Annotated in this window: 16 protein-coding genes; 12 read left to right on the forward strand and 4 right to left on the reverse strand. The window is 34.7% G+C overall.

Annotation, left to right across the window (positions count from 1 at the left end; translation table 11 throughout):
• The first annotated feature begins 67 nt into the window (after positions 1-67).
• Entirely contained in the window at positions 68-2,479 is a 2,412-nt protein-coding gene (locus BR52_RS11910; RefSeq protein WP_034573124.1) for an EAL domain-containing protein, read from the forward strand.
• Between the two features lie 208 nt (positions 2,480-2,687).
• On the opposite strand, the gene BR52_RS12650 is transcribed toward BR52_RS11910, so the two are convergent.
• A complete protein-coding gene (locus tag BR52_RS12650) occupies positions 2,688-3,395 on the reverse strand; it encodes a hypothetical protein (protein WP_051915721.1) in 708 nt (235 codons plus the stop codon).
• Positions 3,392-3,850: a thioredoxin family protein gene (locus BR52_RS11920; protein ID WP_034573126.1), complete on the reverse strand. Its 459-nt coding sequence runs from the start codon at positions 3,848-3,850 to the stop codon at positions 3,392-3,394. The genes BR52_RS12650 and BR52_RS11920 overlap by 4 nt, the downstream gene beginning before the upstream one ends.
• Positions 3,851-4,045: 195 nt before the next feature.
• Here BR52_RS11920 and BR52_RS12655 point away from each other — a divergent pair, with 195 nt between their 5' ends.
• The 9 genes from BR52_RS12655 (at position 4,046) to BR52_RS11965 (ending at position 11,768) form a co-directional block, all read left to right on the forward strand.
• Positions 4,046-4,909 (forward strand): helix-turn-helix domain-containing protein, encoded by an 864-nt coding sequence (locus BR52_RS12655; RefSeq protein ID WP_051915722.1) that lies wholly within the window; start codon positions 4,046-4,048, stop codon positions 4,907-4,909.
• Between the two features lie 153 nt (positions 4,910-5,062).
• Complete coding sequence (locus BR52_RS11930; protein WP_034573128.1) at positions 5,063-5,902, forward strand: Cof-type HAD-IIB family hydrolase; 840 nt, start codon at positions 5,063-5,065, stop codon at positions 5,900-5,902.
• Positions 5,903-6,180: 278 nt separating this feature from the next.
• Positions 6,181-6,459 (forward strand): TIGR04197 family type VII secretion effector, encoded by a 279-nt coding sequence (locus BR52_RS11935; protein ID WP_034573130.1) that lies wholly within the window; start codon positions 6,181-6,183, stop codon positions 6,457-6,459.
• Positions 6,460-6,477: 18 nt separating this feature from the next.
• Positions 6,478-6,840, forward strand: coding sequence for a DUF3958 family protein (locus tag BR52_RS11940; RefSeq protein ID WP_034573132.1), 363 nt, complete (start codon positions 6,478-6,480; stop codon positions 6,838-6,840).
• Entirely contained in the window at positions 6,830-8,188 is a 1,359-nt protein-coding gene (locus BR52_RS11945; RefSeq protein ID WP_034573134.1) for a T7SS effector LXG polymorphic toxin, read from the forward strand. Before BR52_RS11940 ends, BR52_RS11945 begins: the two co-directional genes overlap by 11 nt.
• On the forward strand, positions 8,188-8,574 hold the full coding sequence (locus tag BR52_RS11950; protein WP_034573136.1) for a hypothetical protein: 387 nt from the start codon (positions 8,188-8,190) through the stop codon (positions 8,572-8,574). The genes BR52_RS11945 and BR52_RS11950 overlap by 1 nt, the downstream gene beginning before the upstream one ends.
• 254 nt (positions 8,575-8,828) lie before the next feature.
• Complete coding sequence (locus tag BR52_RS11955) at positions 8,829-9,173, forward strand: hypothetical protein (protein ID WP_034573138.1); 345 nt, start codon at positions 8,829-8,831, stop codon at positions 9,171-9,173.
• A gap of 205 nt (positions 9,174-9,378) precedes the next feature.
• Positions 9,379-10,836: a catalase gene (locus tag BR52_RS11960; protein WP_034573140.1), complete on the forward strand. Its 1,458-nt coding sequence runs from the start codon at positions 9,379-9,381 to the stop codon at positions 10,834-10,836.
• 353 nt (positions 10,837-11,189) lie between these two features.
• A complete protein-coding gene (locus tag BR52_RS11965; RefSeq protein ID WP_034573142.1) occupies positions 11,190-11,768 on the forward strand; it encodes a histidine phosphatase family protein in 579 nt (192 codons plus the stop codon).
• A gap of 93 nt (positions 11,769-11,861) precedes the next feature.
• On the opposite strand, the gene BR52_RS11970 is transcribed toward BR52_RS11965, so the two are convergent.
• Both BR52_RS11970 and BR52_RS11975 read right to left on the reverse strand, forming a co-directional pair.
• Complete coding sequence (locus BR52_RS11970) at positions 11,862-12,842, reverse strand: LacI family DNA-binding transcriptional regulator (protein ID WP_034573143.1); 981 nt, start codon at positions 12,840-12,842, stop codon at positions 11,862-11,864.
• A 14-nt stretch (positions 12,843-12,856) separates the two neighbouring features.
• Positions 12,857-14,353: a sucrose-6-phosphate hydrolase gene (locus tag BR52_RS11975; protein WP_034573145.1), complete on the reverse strand. Its 1,497-nt coding sequence runs from the start codon at positions 14,351-14,353 to the stop codon at positions 12,857-12,859.
• Between the two features lie 206 nt (positions 14,354-14,559).
• Here BR52_RS11975 and BR52_RS11980 point away from each other — a divergent pair, with 206 nt between their 5' ends.
• Both BR52_RS11980 and BR52_RS11985 read left to right on the forward strand, forming a co-directional pair.
• A complete protein-coding gene (locus BR52_RS11980; protein ID WP_034573147.1) occupies positions 14,560-16,512 on the forward strand; it encodes a sucrose-specific PTS transporter subunit IIBC in 1,953 nt (650 codons plus the stop codon).
• Positions 16,505-18,115 carry a glycoside hydrolase family 13 protein gene (locus BR52_RS11985; RefSeq protein ID WP_034573149.1) on the forward strand — a complete coding sequence of 537 codons (1,611 nt, stop codon included), beginning with the start codon at positions 16,505-16,507 and terminating at the stop codon, positions 18,113-18,115. Before BR52_RS11980 ends, BR52_RS11985 begins: the two co-directional genes overlap by 8 nt.
• Positions 18,116-18,197 lie beyond the last annotated feature (82 nt).

Raw genomic sequence — 18,197 nt, forward strand, 5'->3', positions numbered from 1 at the left:
AGTATTGTGAGTATTTCAATCAATTTTTTTGATGTTAAATAACAAATCAGAAAAGGTGGAGTGATTCGTGAAATTTAATTATTTAACTCCGTTGTTAATGGCAATTTCATTTATGATCGCCATTTTTACTTCTTACAATGCTGTCAGTATGGATTATTTTTTGAGTAGAAAAAAGAAAGTTAATTGGCATGTATGGATAGTATTAAAAGCACTAGGTGTTAGTTTTGGTATTTGGGGAATGCATTTTATCAGCATGATCTCGTTTCAACACGCAGTTTTTGATTCTTACAATACTCAATTAGTTATTTTATCTGGACTGGTTGTTTTTATTGGAACATACGGATCGTTTTTGGAAATTTGCTCACCAAAATTCAAATCCAACGATTTAACAAAAGGAACGGTTATGTTTGGGACTGGACTCATCTTGATGCATTATATCGGAATGGCTGCAATGATGCCTTTAGAGCTAGAAAAACATCCGATTGTTTTGTTGGTTTCACTGATCATCGGATACGTCTCAGCTTATTTAACCATGAAAGCGATTCGAATTGAACATCACTCTTTTAAAATAATCAAAGATCTTAAACAAGTATTGATTTTGGCAGTAGGTATTTTTTTGTTTCACTATTTAGGAATGTTTGGAATGATGACGCCTCATAGTGTTGGAGAAAATCATGCGAACTTAGCTTTTTTATCAGTCAGCTTAAGCTCAATGGTTGTTTTAGCAGAGGTACTATTAATCTTTAGTAGCTTAATCAGTTACATTTTTGATACAAACAGACTAGAAATCAGTAAATTAAAGGATACCAGTTTAGCACTATTAAAAAGCAATCCCGATCCTGTTTTTCTACTAAATACAAATGGAGAATTGGTGACCGCAAATGAAGTTGCAATTGATTCTTTTCAATTAAATTTAGAAAAAGATAGAGAACATCCAGTTCGTCAATTTATGCGAGATGAGGATTATACAAACGCGGTTCAATGTTTTCAAGAAGTAATTGAAGCGGGAACAAGCATGCATTTAGAAGAACAAATAAAACTAAAAACCAATGAATATCGTGAATTTAAAATTAAAATGATCCCGGTAGTTCCTGACAATCATATTGTAATGGAAGTCTTTATTATTGCTATTGACGTAACCGAAGAAAATGAGATGAAGCGTCAAATTCGTCAAATTGCTTACCATGATAGCTTAACCAATCTTCCCAATCGTTATTATATGAATGAATTTGTTCATCAAGAACTTGAGATTTTTGAAAAAAATTATGATTGTACTAAAAAGAATTCTTTCGTTATTTTCTATATTGATTTGAACGAATTAAAGAAAGTCAATGATACACTTGGTCACCATATTGGGGACGCATATTTAGAAAACATTGCAAAACGGATGCGTGACTATATCGGTCACCACTACTTTCTTGCGCGCACTGGTGGCGATGAATTTGCATTAATTTACATTGAAAAAAATGAAGCAGAAACAAGAGAAGTAACTGAAAATCTTTTAAGAGCCTTTGACGAACCTCTTATTGTTGAAAAAATGGTATTGAATCCAACCGCAAGTATTGGCGTTGTAAAAGCCTTTGAAGATGGGTCTGAATTAGAAGAGTTGCTAAAAAAAGCAGATATTGCGATGTTTTCAGCTAAGCAAGAAGTGAAAAATTCAGGGAAAACGATGATTGTTTCGTATTCTGACTATCAAGTGCAGTTGAAAAATGATTATCAAAAAGAATTAGAATTGATTCAAGGTATTGAAAATCAGGAATTTATTTTACACTACCAGCCTAAAGTATATGCAGATAGCGGTCGTTTTTATGGGGTAGAAGGCTTGATTCGCTGGCAAGTCACTGGTGAAGATCGGTTGCGTTATCCAGATGAATTTATCCCCTTAAGTGAAAAGACGGGACATATTTTAGAGTTAACCAAGCAGTTAGTGGAAATGAGTGTGAAACAAATAAAATGTTGGCTTACAAAAGGCTATGAAGTTCCTATTTCTGTCAATGTTTCCGCTGAACATTTTCAAGAAGATGAGTTGGTTGCACTAATTGAAGAATTGCTAAAAAAATATCAAATTCCACCCTATTTACTCGAGTTAGAAATTACGGAAACGGTCTTAATGGAAGACGTAACGGAATCAAAAAATATTCTATGGCGTTTGCATCGACTAGGCGTCCATTTAAGTGTGGATGATTTTGGAACAGGCTACAGTTCATTACGCTATTTAATGGAATTCCCTATTCAAAGCTTGAAAATTGATCGAAGCTTTACCGAAGCGATGAATATTGATAAAAAAGTATTTATCGTGACAGAAACAATTATTCAACTAGCCCAAAAACTTGATTTACAAATTATAGTTGAAGGCGTTGAAACCAAAGAACAGTTAGCAACTTTAAATCATATGGGGAATTTTTTAATTCAAGGTTATTACTTTAGTAAGCCGATTCCTTATGATGAAATTGAAGAAACGTGGTTGAAAAAATAAAAAATAAGAAATCCCATGAAATAACCACTATGGAGGGTTTTTACATGGGATTTTTTCTATTTTTTATTTTTAAAATTTAACAAGCAAACAGGCAACCATATGATTAAAAAGTAAATGATGTATATGAGTAATCCAATTTTTAAATCGAAAGGCAATAACAGTAAGAGAATGAAGCCTATGATGCTGAAAAGTAGATGTTTAATAAATTTCATTTCCAACATGTAACTACGGCACCTATAATGCCACCGCCTCCAACTACAACAATTCCTGCTAGGCATCCAGCACAGATTGGAGGAGCTAGCGAGCAAGGAGCTCCACATAGTTTAAGAATAACTCCAATAACACCACCAGAAGCTCCAACAACCGCTGCAAAACAAGACATATTTAGACCTCGTTGGGTACTTAATTGTTGAATTTCTTTAATAGCAGTTTTTGTTTCTTCATTTGAAACATAGTCAATAGCTAAATCTTCATTACGAGCTTGTTTTCCATCAATGAATTGATTAATCCAAAATGTATTGTTTTCTGATTTTGTCAATTGCTGTTCCGAGTAGTTAACGACTTTATCATTTTTAAATGCAATCGTGATATTACTTAAGACATTGAAATGACTGTCTTCTTTAAAAGGAATAGTTAACAACATAAAACCGTCGTATTCTGTCAATTTACTTGCTTCAAAATCTAAATTAGATATAGTTGTTTTTAAATCAATACTTTTATCAAGCATTCCCACCTTAGCTAAATTCAGATACTTTGAGAATTGTTTTTGATCAGTCTCAAAATTGATTTCTTTAATCATTTTAGACATATTATTTGAATTTGTGGAATTCACGCTAGCTGCGCTACTTATGAAAGGCATAGCAATAAAACTTAAGACGATACCTAAAATTAAAGTTAATTTGAATAATTTTTTCATTGTGTTTCCTCCTCAATGTAGTTAGTGATTTTTTTGTAATTATTGATTTCTTCACTAGAAAATTGTCTTTTAATTTCTCCATCTTCTAGTTCAATGATTGTAGGAACAAAAGAAATTCCAACTTTATCAGTAAATTTTTCAAATCCTAAATCGTCCCTAGCATAGTCTGTGTCATAATAGTAAACTTCTCCGTATTTTTTGGCACTGTGCATGACTTTATTCGTTTTAGAGATAAGGTTGAGACAATCAGGACATGTTTTTCTACCAACATAAATAAAACGTCTTTCTTTTTTTTTAATCAAAGATTCAAATTCATTGGTATTAATTTTTGTTAAGCTCAATGTTTTTAGAGTGTAATTAAAACTAGTTTTATTGTTTAATATGAAGATACCAAAAAAAACAATTAATAAAATAGTTATAACTGAAAAAAATGTAAAAATTTTCTTGTTTTTCATAATTTACCATAGGGGATTAATCTAACTAACTCTAAAATTGTTGGTTCAAACTCAATCATATTAACCTACTCCTTTCAAGTTTTATTAATACGTATTATAATTTTATATTAACACATGAGATTTTAATTTATTGCAAAAAACCCATATTTGATATAAAATGTTCATATATATCAAAAAAGGAGTGATTAATTATATATGAATATTGGTGGTACTTTAAAAAAAATAAGAGAAGCCAAAAATTTAACACAAAAAGAAGTTTCGGAAGATATTCTGTCATTAAGTTTCTACAATAAGATAGAAAATGACAAAAATTCTTTAACTATTGAATTGTTTTTTAAAATACTCAATAGATTAAATGTAGATTTTGATGAATTTTTCTTTATACATAATAATTACTCAAAAAGTATCTATGATAATTACTGGTATAAAATATATAGTTTTTACTACTTATCAGATTCAAACAGTTTAGAATTACTGATAAATTCTCTGTCTCTCGACTATAAGAAAACAAAAAATATACAATTTTATCAACTTTCACAAATTGCTCATGTAGTGAGTTGTAGAATTAAAGGAATCCCACCTAAAGAAAAGGTAGTTAATGAAATTTGTACATATCTAATATCGATAGAAAGTTGGACAAAGCACGAAATAAGTTTATTTATTTCAACTATGGATGTATTTAATTTTGATATTCTTCTTATTTTGTCAGAAAAAATATTGAAAACATTGCGTAACTACTCAAAAAATCAAGATTATGCTCATTTTATGAATGGTGCTCTTATAAATTTAACTGTTATTTGTTTAGAATCAGATAAAATAAATGATAGTCACTATTTTCTGAACTTATTAAAATCTCAAAATCTAGATGAAAAAAATTTGTATGAAAAAAATGTCATTAACTTTCTTGAGGGAATTTATAGATTAAGTACAGGTGATAGGAAAGGTGAGGAGAGGGCAAAAAAATCAATTGAAATTTTCGAGTATTTGGACATGAAAGAGCATGCAAGTAAATATGAACTATTTTTAAAGAAAATAAAAAATCAAATTGACTTAAATTAAACAAAAGAAAATAGAAGCAATTACTGAATAAGGTACAGTTTGCTGCTACCTTATTCAGTTCTACAGATAAAAACTAATACCCAACCTTTTTATTTTGCTATCAAATAGAGTACAATAAACTTAAATCAAATCAGTTTTAAAAAGGAGCTAGTTATGTATAAAATCATCTTTTTTGATATTGATGGCACTCTTTTAAATGGCAAGAAGCGCATTCCAGAATCAGCAAAAAAAGCAATTGCAGAATTAAAGGAAGCCGGAATTATTCCTGCAATTGCAACAGGTAGACCGCCTTTTAGGATTCACGAAATCTTAGCAGAACTAGAGATTGAAACCTATGTGAGCTTGAACGGTCAATACGTTGTTCATCAAAATGAAGTTATTTATCAGAACCCCATGAAAAAAGGAGCTGTTAAGCGAATTGCAAAAGCAGCTGAATTAAACAATCAAACAGTTGCCTTTTGTGGTTCAGACAAAATTTTAGGCAATTCATTGGTAAGTGCCAGCAGTAAAGGCTGGAAGAAAAAAATCAGCAACCATCTCCCCTTTACACCGCCTCACTTTATCGTGAACTTAATTTTTAAATATGGAGATAAAAGCAAAAAACCCATTTTAAAAGAATATTATGAAAATCGGGTTATTTACCAGTGTATGTTACATGCAACTGAAAAATACGATGCCTACTACGCAAAAGAATTTCCAGACTGTAATTTTATGCGATGGAATCCTTATTCAGTTGATGTCTGTCCAGAAGGCGGTTCAAAGGCGGTCGGAATCATTAAACTACTAGAACACTTACACATTCCCATTGAAGCATCAGCTGCTTTTGGCGATGGGTTAAATGATATAGAAATGTTGAAATTGGTTGGAACAGGTATTGCAATGGGAAATGGACGAGAAGAATTAAAACAAGTAGCAGATAAGATTACAGAAAGCCCAGAAAAAAATGGCATTCAAATTGGGTTGCAAGAAATTGGAGCAATAAAAAATAAATAAGACTTTTTAAGAGCGGTTTGATGTTGAAAAATTTGCAGTTTGAAATAAAAGATAAATAAATAAAACAGCTCCCAAAAATATTAAAAGGCCATTCAGAAAGAAAATTCTCTGGAAGAAACTAAAAGGTTTTTGGCTCACTTACTCAATAAAAAAAACGAAAACTATATAATTTTCTGTTTTGCCATTTATTTTTTAATAACTGTATGTTTTAATAATAAAGAACATTGGTTTTTATTTATAGTAAATGTTCCACTATTAAAACAAAGGGGGATTTTAAAATGGGAGTGGTTCAAAGTAATTTTAATCAAGCAAGTTCTTTAGCTACAGAATTAAGTAATGCAACACAAGCCTTCTCTCACTCTAGTTCAATTTCAAAAGCTTCAGCTACGACCGTATCTGGCAACCAAAAAGCAAGTCTGACGATTGATCAATCTCAATCATTGTTGACGAGCTTTCTAGGTGCTTTACAACGCGACAGCCAAAATATCCAAAGTATTGCGACGGATTTTGAAGCGATGGATCAAAAACTAGAAAAATCCTTATTAAACTTAAACTAACGTTTGGAGGAATGAGGATTGGAGCAACAACCAACTATTGAAGGGCTACAAGAACAATTAAAGGTTGTAACGGAAGATCGCTACCAAGCAGAAACATCTTTCCATAAGCTGGAACGAAATACAGAAGACGTCCAGTCTATTTTTCAAAAGATCCAACAGCTTTTTAATGAAATGCGTGAGACCTGGCAAGAGGGTGAAATGAGTGCCCAAATTGCAGAATTACAACAAGAAACGGTGTATCAGCAACAGGGGTATCTCTATGAAAGCGAAGAGGATTACGAGAAGTTACAAAAGAAAAAACATGCTCTTATGGATAAAGAAGATGAACTCTATTATCAAAAATTGAATCTGAGCCGTGAGGAGCAAACACATGAGCATTAATCTGTTTGTCGGCGAAATGAACACACAAACGAAGGCCATTAAAAGCTACTGCAACAGCGTGATTAGTGGCATGACACACGTCCAAACGGCTTTAAGTAAAATCATCTTAGAACCTTCCCTGAAGGGAAATACATATGATTCTGCGAAAGGTTATTTCCAAACGGCTTATCTCCCAGCAACACGAGGCTTTATTCTAGTTTGCGAAACAGCAATTCGTGCCAATCAGCAGTTTATCAGCGACTACAAATCCAACGTGGACGCCAATAGCCTACAAGAAGACGTCCTCATTTCTCAAATTTCACGCTTAGATTCTATGTCTAGCGCCTTAGATTCGATTGCGATTCCAAAGGTTTTCACTCAAAATATTGTTGATAATTTACAGAGTGCTAAAGAAAAAACAGCGAAAAAATTAGATAAATTGAGAGAATTCAATCACACATCTGTTTCTATTTTTGATGACTTAGAACAACAGTTACAGAACCTAGAAACGGGTGTTACAATGATTGCGGAAGGAAAAGCCTGGAATGGGACTACAGGAACCTTTTCGACAACTGGGTTAAACATGGAATGGGCGCAAGCAATTGATCAAGCTTGGGAGGAACGTCTGAAAGAACAAGCTAAAAAAGATAAACCGAAGAAGAAAAAAGAAAAAATTCCCTGGTGGGAAAAAACAATGACTGGAGCACTAGACTTTTTACAAGGTGCTGGAATTGCAGTTGTTGAAAATAATACTGGAGAAAAAGCCAAAAAAGTAAATCAAAAGTTTCAAAACAATCAAAATTATCACTATGGAAAGCTATTTGGAACAGGATTAACAGGAATTCAATCACTGACTGAAATGTATCAAGGCGCTAATATGGCGATTAAAGGTCTTCAAGGAATAGCTGGAGCAACTGTTATGAGTGGTGGAGCTCTTGCACCAGGAGCTGGAGCAATTGCTGGAGCTGGAGCCACAGTTGGAGCTGGAGCACTGGCTCACGGTGGGCTTGTGTTTAGTAACACGATTCAGAACGGCATGGATAACATTCAGCAAATGCAAAGTTCTGGTGGCGGAAGAGTCCAACCAGTAGGTAACATGAGTGAATTCTTTAAGAGTAAATTTGGGAAGAAGCTTAAAGATTGTAGTAACAAGACAAGTAAAATGGTAGATGGACAGAGCGTCTATACTGTCACTGAAAAAACGAACATACCTGGTTTAAAAAAAGGGGATCAATTTTATTTAGATGGGCTGCATAAAGATCACATTGAAGTATTTGATAAACGTGGAAATATAAAAGACGTATTGAACTTAGATGGAACTTCTAATCCGCAAAAATTTAAAAATGCTATGGGAAGGACAATAAAATAATGAAAAGTGAAATTGAATCTATTTATAATATTTACGATAAATTGAACAAAAACTTTGATAACAAATTAATAGATGCAAGTGAACTAAGAGATTTAAAGGAGAATGTTATAGATTGTCTAGAAATGGACTTTGAATATTTAAAAAAAGGACTTGCAGAATTTGAAAAGTTAAATTTTGAAGAGCTTACTTCTTCAAAGGATAGCTTATATACATTAGGAGTCGTTAATTTAAGTATGGGGTTAGTAAATATAATTGGAGATTTACAAGATTTAGAGGAAACTCTTAACAACATGAATCGTAAATTCATGCTGCTAAGTAATGAAATCACTGAAGAAGAGTATAATAAATCCTTAGAAATTATAACAAAAACAAATAAATCCAATTAGCGTTATTTAACTTAACTATTATTTTCTAATTTTCACAAGAATTCCCTTTCTCTAAAGATTGATTTCTCAACGTTCTTAAACTAGACCAATTGCGTTTCACAATCTTTCGTTGGGAATCGGTTGGGGGACGGGATACTTGGGTTAATTGGTGATTATGTACAACAGCATTTTTATATTGATTAATATCTAAAAAAAACAAAATTATTAGTATTTTTCTTGCTTTTTACTTATCAGATTAGATTGGAGTGTTAGACATGAAAAAAGGATTATTAATATTTATATCTTCACTAGGTGTAGGAGCATCTGGTGATACTGGATTTACGTACCTTGATTACTCTAAAGCAAATAAGATTAAAAATATATTAAATAAAGAACTAAAAAAATCCGAAATTAATATTGAAATACTCCTTGATGACGATGAAAATAAAAATACTGACTATAAGTTTTACATTGTGACTCCTTTTGTAAATAGTAAATATAAAACGAAAGAATTAAATGGAAAGCCGGTTTTCCAATTTTCTAAATTAGACTATCACACCAAAACTGTAGATAATATTTTATTTGATCTAAAACAATTCTACGTTGAAAGCGTAGTTTAAAATAAAAAATGAGAGAATAATTGTTATATAAACGAGTTTCTTCTTTTTCAATAAAAGCATTTGTTGATGTAGCTGTGTTATATTATTCCGAATCGATAATTAGATAAGAGCAGATAGATTGACCGGCAGTTTTTTTAACGTTATCCTTATTGTAATCGTTCTGTTTTTAGAATGATAATAAATAAAGATGGATAGGGGAAAAAGAATGACTAAAAATTTAGATCCAACAAAATCAAACTTAACAACCGATCAGGGAGCTCCAGTTGGCGACAATCAAAATTCAATGACAGCTGGCGTACGAGGACCTGTTTTAATACAAGACGTCGCCTTATTAGAAAAATTAGCACACTTTAACCGTGAACGAATTCCTGAGCGTGTGGTACATGCAAAAGGAGCAGGAGCTCATGGTTATTTTGAAGTAACCAATGATTTAAGCCATTATACGAAAGCTGATTTATTTTCAAAAGTAGGCAAAAAAACGCCGATGTTTGCTCGTTTTTCAACGGTAGCTGGCGAAAGTGGTTCAGCAGATACGCTTCGTGACCCTCGTGGGTTTGCATTGAAGTTTTACACAGAAGAAGGCAATTACGATATTGTAGGGAACAATACACCCGTATTTTTCATTCGAGATGCAATCAAATTCCCAGATTTTATTCATACTCAAAAACGTGATCCACAGACTCATTTAAAAAATCCAAATGCTGTTTGGGATTTTTGGTCATTATCACCAGAAGCACTTCATCAAGTAACGATTTTAATGTCTGACCGAGGCATTCCAGCTACTTTCCGTCATATGCATGGTTTTGGTAGTCATACCTTTAAGTGGACGAATGCGGAAGGAGAAAGCGTTTGGGTGAAATACCACTTTAAAACAGAACAAGGAATCAAAAATTTAACGGCTGATGTGGCGGAGCAAATTGCCGGTGAAAATCCAGATCATCATACCGAAGATCTATTCAATGCTATTGAAAATGGAGACTTCCCAGCGTGGAAAGTATGTGTCCAATTAATGCCATTAGCAGACGCTGACCACTACCGATTCAATCCATTTGACGTGACTAAAGTATGGTCACAAAAAGATTATCCATTAATTGAACTAGGTCGTATGGTTTTAAATGAAAACCCGGCAAATTATTTTGCTGAAGTAGAACAAGTGACTTTTTCACCTGGAAATATTGTACCAGGAATTGATTTTTCACCAGATAAATTACTTCAAGGTCGTTTATTTGCATATGGTGATGCTCACCGTCATCGTGTTGGAGCAAATAGTCATTTGTTGCCAATCAACCGTTCTAAAAATGACGTAAACAACTATCATCGAGATGGTGCTATGCGAAGTGATGCCAATGGAGGTGGTTCCGCATATTACGAGCCTAATAGCTTAGGTGGACCAACAGAAACACCAGAAAATAAACAAGCAAGCTTTGAAATTCATGGCGTAGCAGATGCAGTTCCTTATGACGACGACGATCATTACACGCAAGCGGGTGATCTTTACCGTCTTTTACCTGCAGATGAGAAGACTCGTTTGATAGAAAATATTGTGGCAGCGATGAGCCCAGTGAAGGACGAGCAAATCAAGATTCGCCAAATTGGGCATTTCTTAAAAGCAGATCCTGAATATGGCGCACGTGTTGCAGAAGGTTTAGGAATCAAGATTTAAATTAAAAAAGTTGTCTGGGTACCTTTCTTCTGAGGGGTATCTAGGCAACTTTTTTTGTTAGCGGGAGGCAAGATTTTTATTTGATAGGGTAAAAAAAGTGGGAAATTATGGGAGCTAAACACAAAGTAATTGTACTGGAGTAGACTCCATAGTTTATACTAAACTTATAAAGAAAACTAGGAGGGGAGTTAATTATGAAAAAATAAGGTTAGCAGATGGAGTACAAGTTCCAACCCTACTTACTATGATTAAATGGAGGGCAACTCGTGAAACGAAGCTATCTAAAAGTTTTTCTAAAAAAGGCACTCTCCAAAACGAAAAATCAATTAAATCCTATGAAAAGAGGTAAATAAATGACAACACTCTATTTAGTGAGACATGGACAAACTCTATTCAACGCTCAACACAAAATACAAGGATTTTGTGACTCCCCTTTAACTGAACTAGGAATTAAACAAGCTAAGATGGCACGAGCGCATTTGGAAAAGGAAGGCATTCAGTTTGATGAGGCGTATACTTCCACCTCTGAAAGAGCCATTGATACGCTTGAACTGCTGACGGATCTTCCCTATGAACGTATCAAAGATCTACGAGAATGGAATTTTGGTTCCTATGAAGGAGAAGGGGAACATTTAAATCCCCCACTTCCATACAATGATTACTTTGTGCAATTTGGTGGCGAATCCCAAGAGGAAGTAGAAGCAAGAATCAGTTCAACGATAAAAAAAATTATTGAAAAAAGTCATGCAACAAATAGTTTGATTGTTTCCCATGGTGCTGCAATTGCGAACTTTTATCGTCACTGGGAACACACAAGTCCAGTTAAAAAAAATGTCAAAATTCAAAACTGTTCGTTGTTTAAATACACGTATAGTGACAACCAATTTATTTTAGAAGATATTATTGAGCATGATTTTAGTTCTATTTTATAAACATTAAGTCGTCATTTGAATGATGAAAAATAACAAAAAAAGCCCCTTTTAACTGAGCAAATTATGCTAGCTTAAAAGGGGCTTTTGCTGTCATTAAGTTGATTCTCCCTGAATTAATTTTACAGGAAGTGTGTAAAGCGGTTCTAAGGCGACGTCTTTATCTGTGATTCGTTGGACAAGCAAATCAATTAAGAGGGTAGCACAATCCTCAATAGGTTGTACAATGGTTGTCAATTGTGAAAAATACTGCTGCATGAAAGTAGTCCCATCATAACCAATAATTTTCAATTCTTCAGGAACTTTTAATCCTAACTTCACCGCTTCGTTCATCACTAAGATTGCCGTTAGATCATCCGTACAAAAGACGCTATCAAGCGCTTCTTCCTTTAAAATCTTTTTAATTTCAAGCGATTTTAAAGCAGGAGAGTAATGAGAATCAAATTCAAAAACATAAGGCTCTAATTGATTTTTTTTAATCGTTGCTAAATATCCTTCTAGTCGACTATTTGTGGGAGAGTTAGAACGATTGGTTCCTGTAAAAATAGCAATCTTCTCTCCACCAGATTGAATCAATGCCTGAGTAGCGATTTGCCCACCATGAAAATTATCACTGCTGACAATAGGAATATTATCGGCTAAAAAACGGTCAAATGAAACGATAGGCAAACCAACTTTTTCGTATTCTTTAATACCTAAATTATGGGCGCCAGCAATAATGCCATCTACCTTATTGGCAGCGAGCATTCTTAAATAATCACGTTCCTTTTCTTTATTGTCCGCACTATTACATAAGATAGTCTTGTAGCCTTTTTCGAATAATTTATTTTCTAATTTTTCAACTAATTCGCCAAAAAAGGGATTGCCTACAGATGAGAAAATCAAGCCAATTAATTGTGTGTTTTTACCTTGCAAGGAGCGGGCAAGGGAATTAGGTTGATAATTCAATTCTTCCATCGCTAAATGAACCTTATCAATGGTTTTTTGACTTAAATAGCCATAATGATTAATGACTCTTGAAACAGTTGTTGGCGAAACACCTGCTTTTTTTGCAACATCGGTTAATTTGATTGTCATTGATTTCCATCCTTTTATTGACTAAGTAATTCCCAGAACTTTCCTTGATAAGAACCTTTGCCAGAACCAGATAGCCACAATTGAGTTTGGTTGGCTGCAGGGAAAAGTCTTAGTGTGATTACTTTAAGTCCATTATTGATAAAAATTTCGCAGACTGAATGGTCAACAAAGATAGAAAGCTTAAGGGCCTCGTGTCTTGGAATAGTTATAGAGCGAGTATTGCCGAATTCTTCTGCGAATGGGACACCAGCTAGCGTTCTATCTACTGTTAGTTTACCAGATATTGTATCAAAAGATAGGCTTAAATAGCGTGCAGCGTCCTCATCTGCAAAGAGTTTCAACTCACCACGTTCGTCTTTTGGCAATTCTAGCTCTAGTTCATATGAAAAAGACGCATTTTCAAGTAATTGTTGCCCTGAGGAAAGAAGCTGACCTTTAAAAGAAATCTCATTTTGGCGTAGTGTTTGAGTTTCAACAACAGGAAACTGATAAAGATGCCCGTCTTTAATGGATAGCTCCTTAACCAAGCTTAGACAATGTGCCCAGCCATCAGAAAAAGTAGGGTACTCAATTTCTGGAAGACCAATCCAGCTAACACTTAACGCTCGACCATCTGGTGCGTTAAAAGCTTGCGTTGCGTAAACATCGAATCCTTCATCTAAGTTTTGAAGAGTTGTCGGATTTTCAATAGTTAACGTTTCTTTATTGAAGCGGCTTCCTAAAACGTAGGCATTTGGATAAATTGTTTGATAATCCAGTAAGGAATGATCCATACCTTGTGGACAAAAAAGTAAAACAGGTTGCTCGTCGATAAATACTAAATTGGGACATTCTACCATATAACCCATCGGTAAATCGGTGTAAGTTAAATTTCCAAGGTAGTGCCAATCATGACTATTTTCAGACTGATAAACAGCGACTCTTCCTTGTTTGTTCGTATCTTGTGCACCGATAATTGCTAAATAAGTATTTCCGTAGTTGAAAATTTGCGGATCACGAAAATCATGTGTGTACTGAGTAGTATCCGTTTCAATTAAAGGTTTTGTCATTTTTGTGAGTTGTCCCTCTTGGTCGAGCCATGCTCCCAATTGGAAAGCAGAACGATTCCAATCAGCATCTCGCACATTTCCTGTATACATTAAAAAAAGCTTGTCCTCAATTGGAAGAGCGGAGCCAGAATAAACCCCGTGGCTGTCATATTCGTTGCTTGGTACAAGTGGGATACCTTCATATTCCCAGTGGACTAAATCGGTGGAAGTCATATGAGCCCAAGATTTCAATCCATGCACGGGGCCAAATGGATAGGCCTGGTAAAATAAGTGCCACTTGCCATTAAAGTAAGAAAAACCATTTGGATCATTTAATAAACCTGATGTTGGCTGGATATGATACTGCAAACGCCAAGGTGCAGCGTTCACTTTTTCTGTTAATGCAGATAAATAGGTGGAATCCCAAGCATTGTATTTTTTGTAACGTAAATCGGTTGTCCAATTTTCAATTAACTTTGACATAAAAAAACCTCCAGTAGAAAGCGTTATCTATTTTTAGAATACGGTAGTTTTCAAAATATGTCAATCGTTTGTCATTTTTTAAAAGCTTTATATAAAGGTAATATATCGTTTTTATATTTATTAACTTAAAATATGATATACGTTTGACATAAAAATAAAATCGTGTATGATAGAACTATAAAAGCGATTTCATAGGAGGAGATAAGATGAATCACAAACAAGTTGCAAAGGATATTTTAACGGCATTAGGAGAAGATAATATTCAAGCTGCGGCCCACTGTGCGACAAGATTGCGCCTTGTTCTAAAAGACGATAGTAAAATCAATCAGCAATTATTAGATAATCAAGCGGATATCAAAGGAACGTTTAAAACGAATGGCCAATTTCAAATTATAGTTGGGCCAGGAGATGTGGATGTCGTCTATGACGAACTTGTAAAGTTGACCGGTGTTCGTGAAACGTCAACAGAGGATTTAAAAGCTGTTGCAAGCGAAGGAAATAAGCCGAATCCTTTAATGGCATTTTTTAAAATTTTATCTGATATTTTTGTACCAATTGTTCCAGCCTTAGTTGCTGGTGGTTTGTTAATGGCATTGAATAATTTATTGACAGCACAACATCTATTTGGACCTCAATCGGTTGTTGAAAATTTTCCAGCGATTAAAGATTTAGCAGATATTATTAATTTAATGGCCTCAGCGCCCTTTGCCTTTTTACCAATCTTAGTTGGTTTTTCAGCAACAAAACGTTTTGGAGGAAATCCCTATTTAGGTGCAGCCATGGGAATGGTGATGGTGATGCCAAGTTTAGTAAATGGATACGGCGTGGCAAATGCTATTACAGATGGAAGTATGCCTTACTGGAACATCTTTGGTTTGAATGTAGCTCAAGCAGGGTATCAAGGTTCTGTTTTACCTGTTCTGGCTGTTTCTTGGATCTTAGCAACATTAGAGAAGTTTTTCCACAAACGAATTTCAAAGGCTTTTGATTTTACCTTTACACCGATGTTGGCCATTATTATTACGGGATTTTTAACCTTTATCCTAGTCGGACCTTTGATGCGTATTGTGAGTGATGGTTTGACAGATGGACTTGTTTGGTTGTATGAAACAACAGGATTTCTTGGTATGGGGATTTTTGGTTTGTTTTATTCACCGATTGTTATTACGGGACTACACCAAAGCTTTCCAGCAATTGAAACGACTCTTTTGGCAGAAGTTGCTAAAACAGGAGGTTCCTTTATTTTCCCAGTAGCGTCAATGGCAAATATTGCGCAAGGGGCGGCTTGTTTGGCTGTTTTCTTTATTACAAAAAATGATAAACAAAAGAGTTTGGCTTCTTCAGCTAGCATTTCAGCACTTTTAGGTATTACGGAGCCAGCTATTTTTGGGATCAATTTAAAATTAAAATTCCCGTTTGTCTGTGGGATGATAGCTTCTGGAATCGCCTCTGCTTTTATCGGATTATTTCATGTTTTAGCAGTAGCAATGGGACCAGCCAGTGTGATAGGATTCATTTCCATTTCACCAAAATCAATTCCAGTCTTTATGATTTGCAGTGTCATTAGTTTTGTTTTAGCCTTTGTGTTTACTTTTATGTATGGAAAAAAAGTATTGAATGTGGAAACAGGTACATCAACAGCTCAAACAATTAATGAAGACCCATCAGAAGTGGCGCAAGGTGTGCAGGATGAAGTAATTTACGCACCTGTTTCCGGTCAAGTCGAAAGCTTACGTCAAGTAAAAGATCAAGTTTTTTCAGCAGAACTTATGGGAAAAGGTGCAGCCATTATTCCTTTAGACGGGACGATTTACGCGCCTTGTGATGGCGTGATTGAAGTGGCTTATGAAACCAAGCATGCTTATGGGATTAAATCAGCATTAGGAAGTGAGTTGTTGATTCATGTGGGAATCGATACGGTAGAATTAAAAGGTACTGGCTTTACCCAACAAGTAACCCAAGGTCAAGTAGTTAAACGGGGGGACGTATTAGGTACCTTTGATAAAGAGCACATTCAATCGGCTGGTTATGACGCTACAGTAATGGTTATTGTGACCAACACTTTGGCTTATGGAAATGTTGAAGAGATTACTAAGGAGGAAGTTGGAGCAGGTGAAGCACTGATTGCCTTAACCCAACCAGTTAAAAAAAATGACTAAAAAATGGTGGCAAGATGCAGTTATTTATCAAGTTTATCCAAGGAGTTTTCAAGATAGCAATGAGGATGGAATCGGAGACATTAAAGGAATCATCCAACGTTTAGATTATCTAGAAAAACTAGGGATTACAGGCTTATGGATTAGTCCAGTCTATGCATCTCCAAATGATGACAATGGCTATGATATTAGCGATTATCAAGAAATCCAACCGGAATATGGCACAATGGAAGACATGGATGAATTGTTGAACGAGGCGAAAAAAAGAAACATCAAAGTGATAATGGATTTAGTTGTCAACCACACTTCAGACGAACATCGCTGGTTTACTGAAGCTAAAAAAAGTAAAGAAAATCGATACCGAGATTATTATATTTGGCGAGATAAGCCAAATGAATTAACTTCAGATTTTGGTGGCTCTGCTTGGGAATATGACGAAGTTACCCAACAATATTATCTACACATCCACTCTAAAAAACAGCCAGATTTAAATTGGGAAAATCCAAAAGTGCGACAGGAAATATGGAAAATGATGACCTTCTGGCTGGACAAAGGAGTAGGTGGATTTCGGATGGACGTGATTGATTTGATTGGCAAGGAACCTGAAAATTTAATCACCAAAAATGGACCGATGCTGCATCCATATCTTCGAGAAATGAATGAACAGTCTTTTGGTCAGTATAATGTTGTAACAGTGGGTGAAACATGGGGTGCGACTCCAGAAATTGCTAAAGAGTATTCACATCCAACACGTCAGGAATTATCAATGGTTTTCCAATTTGAGCATATTAATTTAGATAAAGTTCAAGGACAGCGGAAATGGGATTTAAAAACCTTGAATCCAGCAGAACTGCATCAAGTATTTTCTAAGTGGCAAGTTGAACTAGGAAATGAAGGTTGGAATAGTTTATTTTGGAATAACCATGATTTGCCTAGAATCGTTTCAAGATGGGGAGATGACGGCGAGTATCGTGTAGAAAGTGCTAAAATGTTGGCTATTTATCTCCATGGAATGAAGGGAACGCCCTATATCTATCAAGGCGAGGAAATTGGGATGACAAACTATCCAATTACAGAAATTAGTGAAGTGGATGATATTGAAAGCAGACGAATGTATGAGGAGCGATTGTGCCAAGGATACGCGAAAGAATCATTAATAAAGTCGATTAATGCCAAAGGTAGAGATAACGCAAGGCATCCGATGCAGTGGGCGAATGAATTGCATGGTGGTTTTACAAAAGGAACACCGTGGTTACCTGTTCATAAAAATTCTCATACAATTAATGTAGAAAATGCCTTGGCAGATTCAAATTCAATTTTTTACACGTATCAAAAATTAATTGCGTTGCGGAAAGAAAACTCAATTTTAGTTGAGGGGGATTATCAGCAGATAGAAACAGGGAATCCTGTTGTATTAGCCTATCTACGAACAGATCAATCAACCAAATGGCTGACGATCGTCAATTTTTCAAAAGAAAGGAACTCTTATCAACTCAGCCAAAAGTATGCAGTTCAAGAAATCGTGATTTCAAATTATGAACATGAGAGAACGCATTTATTCAGTGGAAAATTAGAACCGTTTGAAGCGGTTACCGTAGTCGTTTAAACTGCTCTTTTAAGAGCAGTTTTTTTTTTACTCTTCATTTAGCAAATTGAGATCCATTGATGATATAATGGGATTTACTAAA

The organism is Carnobacterium divergens DSM 20623 (assembly GCF_000744255.1).
GTDB lineage: Bacteria > Bacillota > Bacilli > Lactobacillales > Carnobacteriaceae > Carnobacterium > Carnobacterium divergens.

Excerpts from the sequence above, each read along its gene's own strand:
- BR52_RS12650 (WP_051915721.1), bottom strand. The coding sequence starts at position 3,395 with ATGAAAAAATTATTCAAATTAACTTTAATTTTAGGTATCGTCTTAAGT.
- BR52_RS11920 (WP_034573126.1), bottom strand. The coding sequence starts at position 3,850 with ATGAAAAACAAGAAAATTTTTACATTTTTTTCAGTTATAACTATTTTA.
- BR52_RS12655 (WP_051915722.1), top strand. The coding sequence starts at position 4,046 with ATGAATATTGGTGGTACTTTAAAAAAAATAAGAGAAGCCAAAAATTTA.
- BR52_RS11930 (WP_034573128.1), top strand. The coding sequence starts at position 5,063 with ATGTATAAAATCATCTTTTTTGATATTGATGGCACTCTTTTAAATGGC.
- BR52_RS11935 (WP_034573130.1), top strand. The coding sequence starts at position 6,181 with ATGGGAGTGGTTCAAAGTAATTTTAATCAAGCAAGTTCTTTAGCTACA.
- BR52_RS11945 (WP_034573134.1), top strand. The coding sequence starts at position 6,830 with ATGAGCATTAATCTGTTTGTCGGCGAAATGAACACACAAACGAAGGCC.
- BR52_RS11950 (WP_034573136.1), top strand. The coding sequence starts at position 8,188 with ATGAAAAGTGAAATTGAATCTATTTATAATATTTACGATAAATTGAAC.
- BR52_RS11955 (WP_034573138.1), top strand. The coding sequence starts at position 8,829 with ATGAAAAAAGGATTATTAATATTTATATCTTCACTAGGTGTAGGAGCA.
- BR52_RS11960 (WP_034573140.1), top strand. The coding sequence starts at position 9,379 with ATGACTAAAAATTTAGATCCAACAAAATCAAACTTAACAACCGATCAG.
- BR52_RS11965 (WP_034573142.1), top strand. The coding sequence starts at position 11,190 with ATGACAACACTCTATTTAGTGAGACATGGACAAACTCTATTCAACGCT.
- BR52_RS11970 (WP_034573143.1), bottom strand. The coding sequence starts at position 12,842 with ATGACAATCAAATTAACCGATGTTGCAAAAAAAGCAGGTGTTTCGCCA.
- BR52_RS11975 (WP_034573145.1), bottom strand. The coding sequence starts at position 14,353 with ATGTCAAAGTTAATTGAAAATTGGACAACCGATTTACGTTACAAAAAA.
- BR52_RS11980 (WP_034573147.1), top strand. The coding sequence starts at position 14,560 with ATGAATCACAAACAAGTTGCAAAGGATATTTTAACGGCATTAGGAGAA.
- BR52_RS11985 (WP_034573149.1), top strand. The coding sequence starts at position 16,505 with ATGACTAAAAAATGGTGGCAAGATGCAGTTATTTATCAAGTTTATCCA.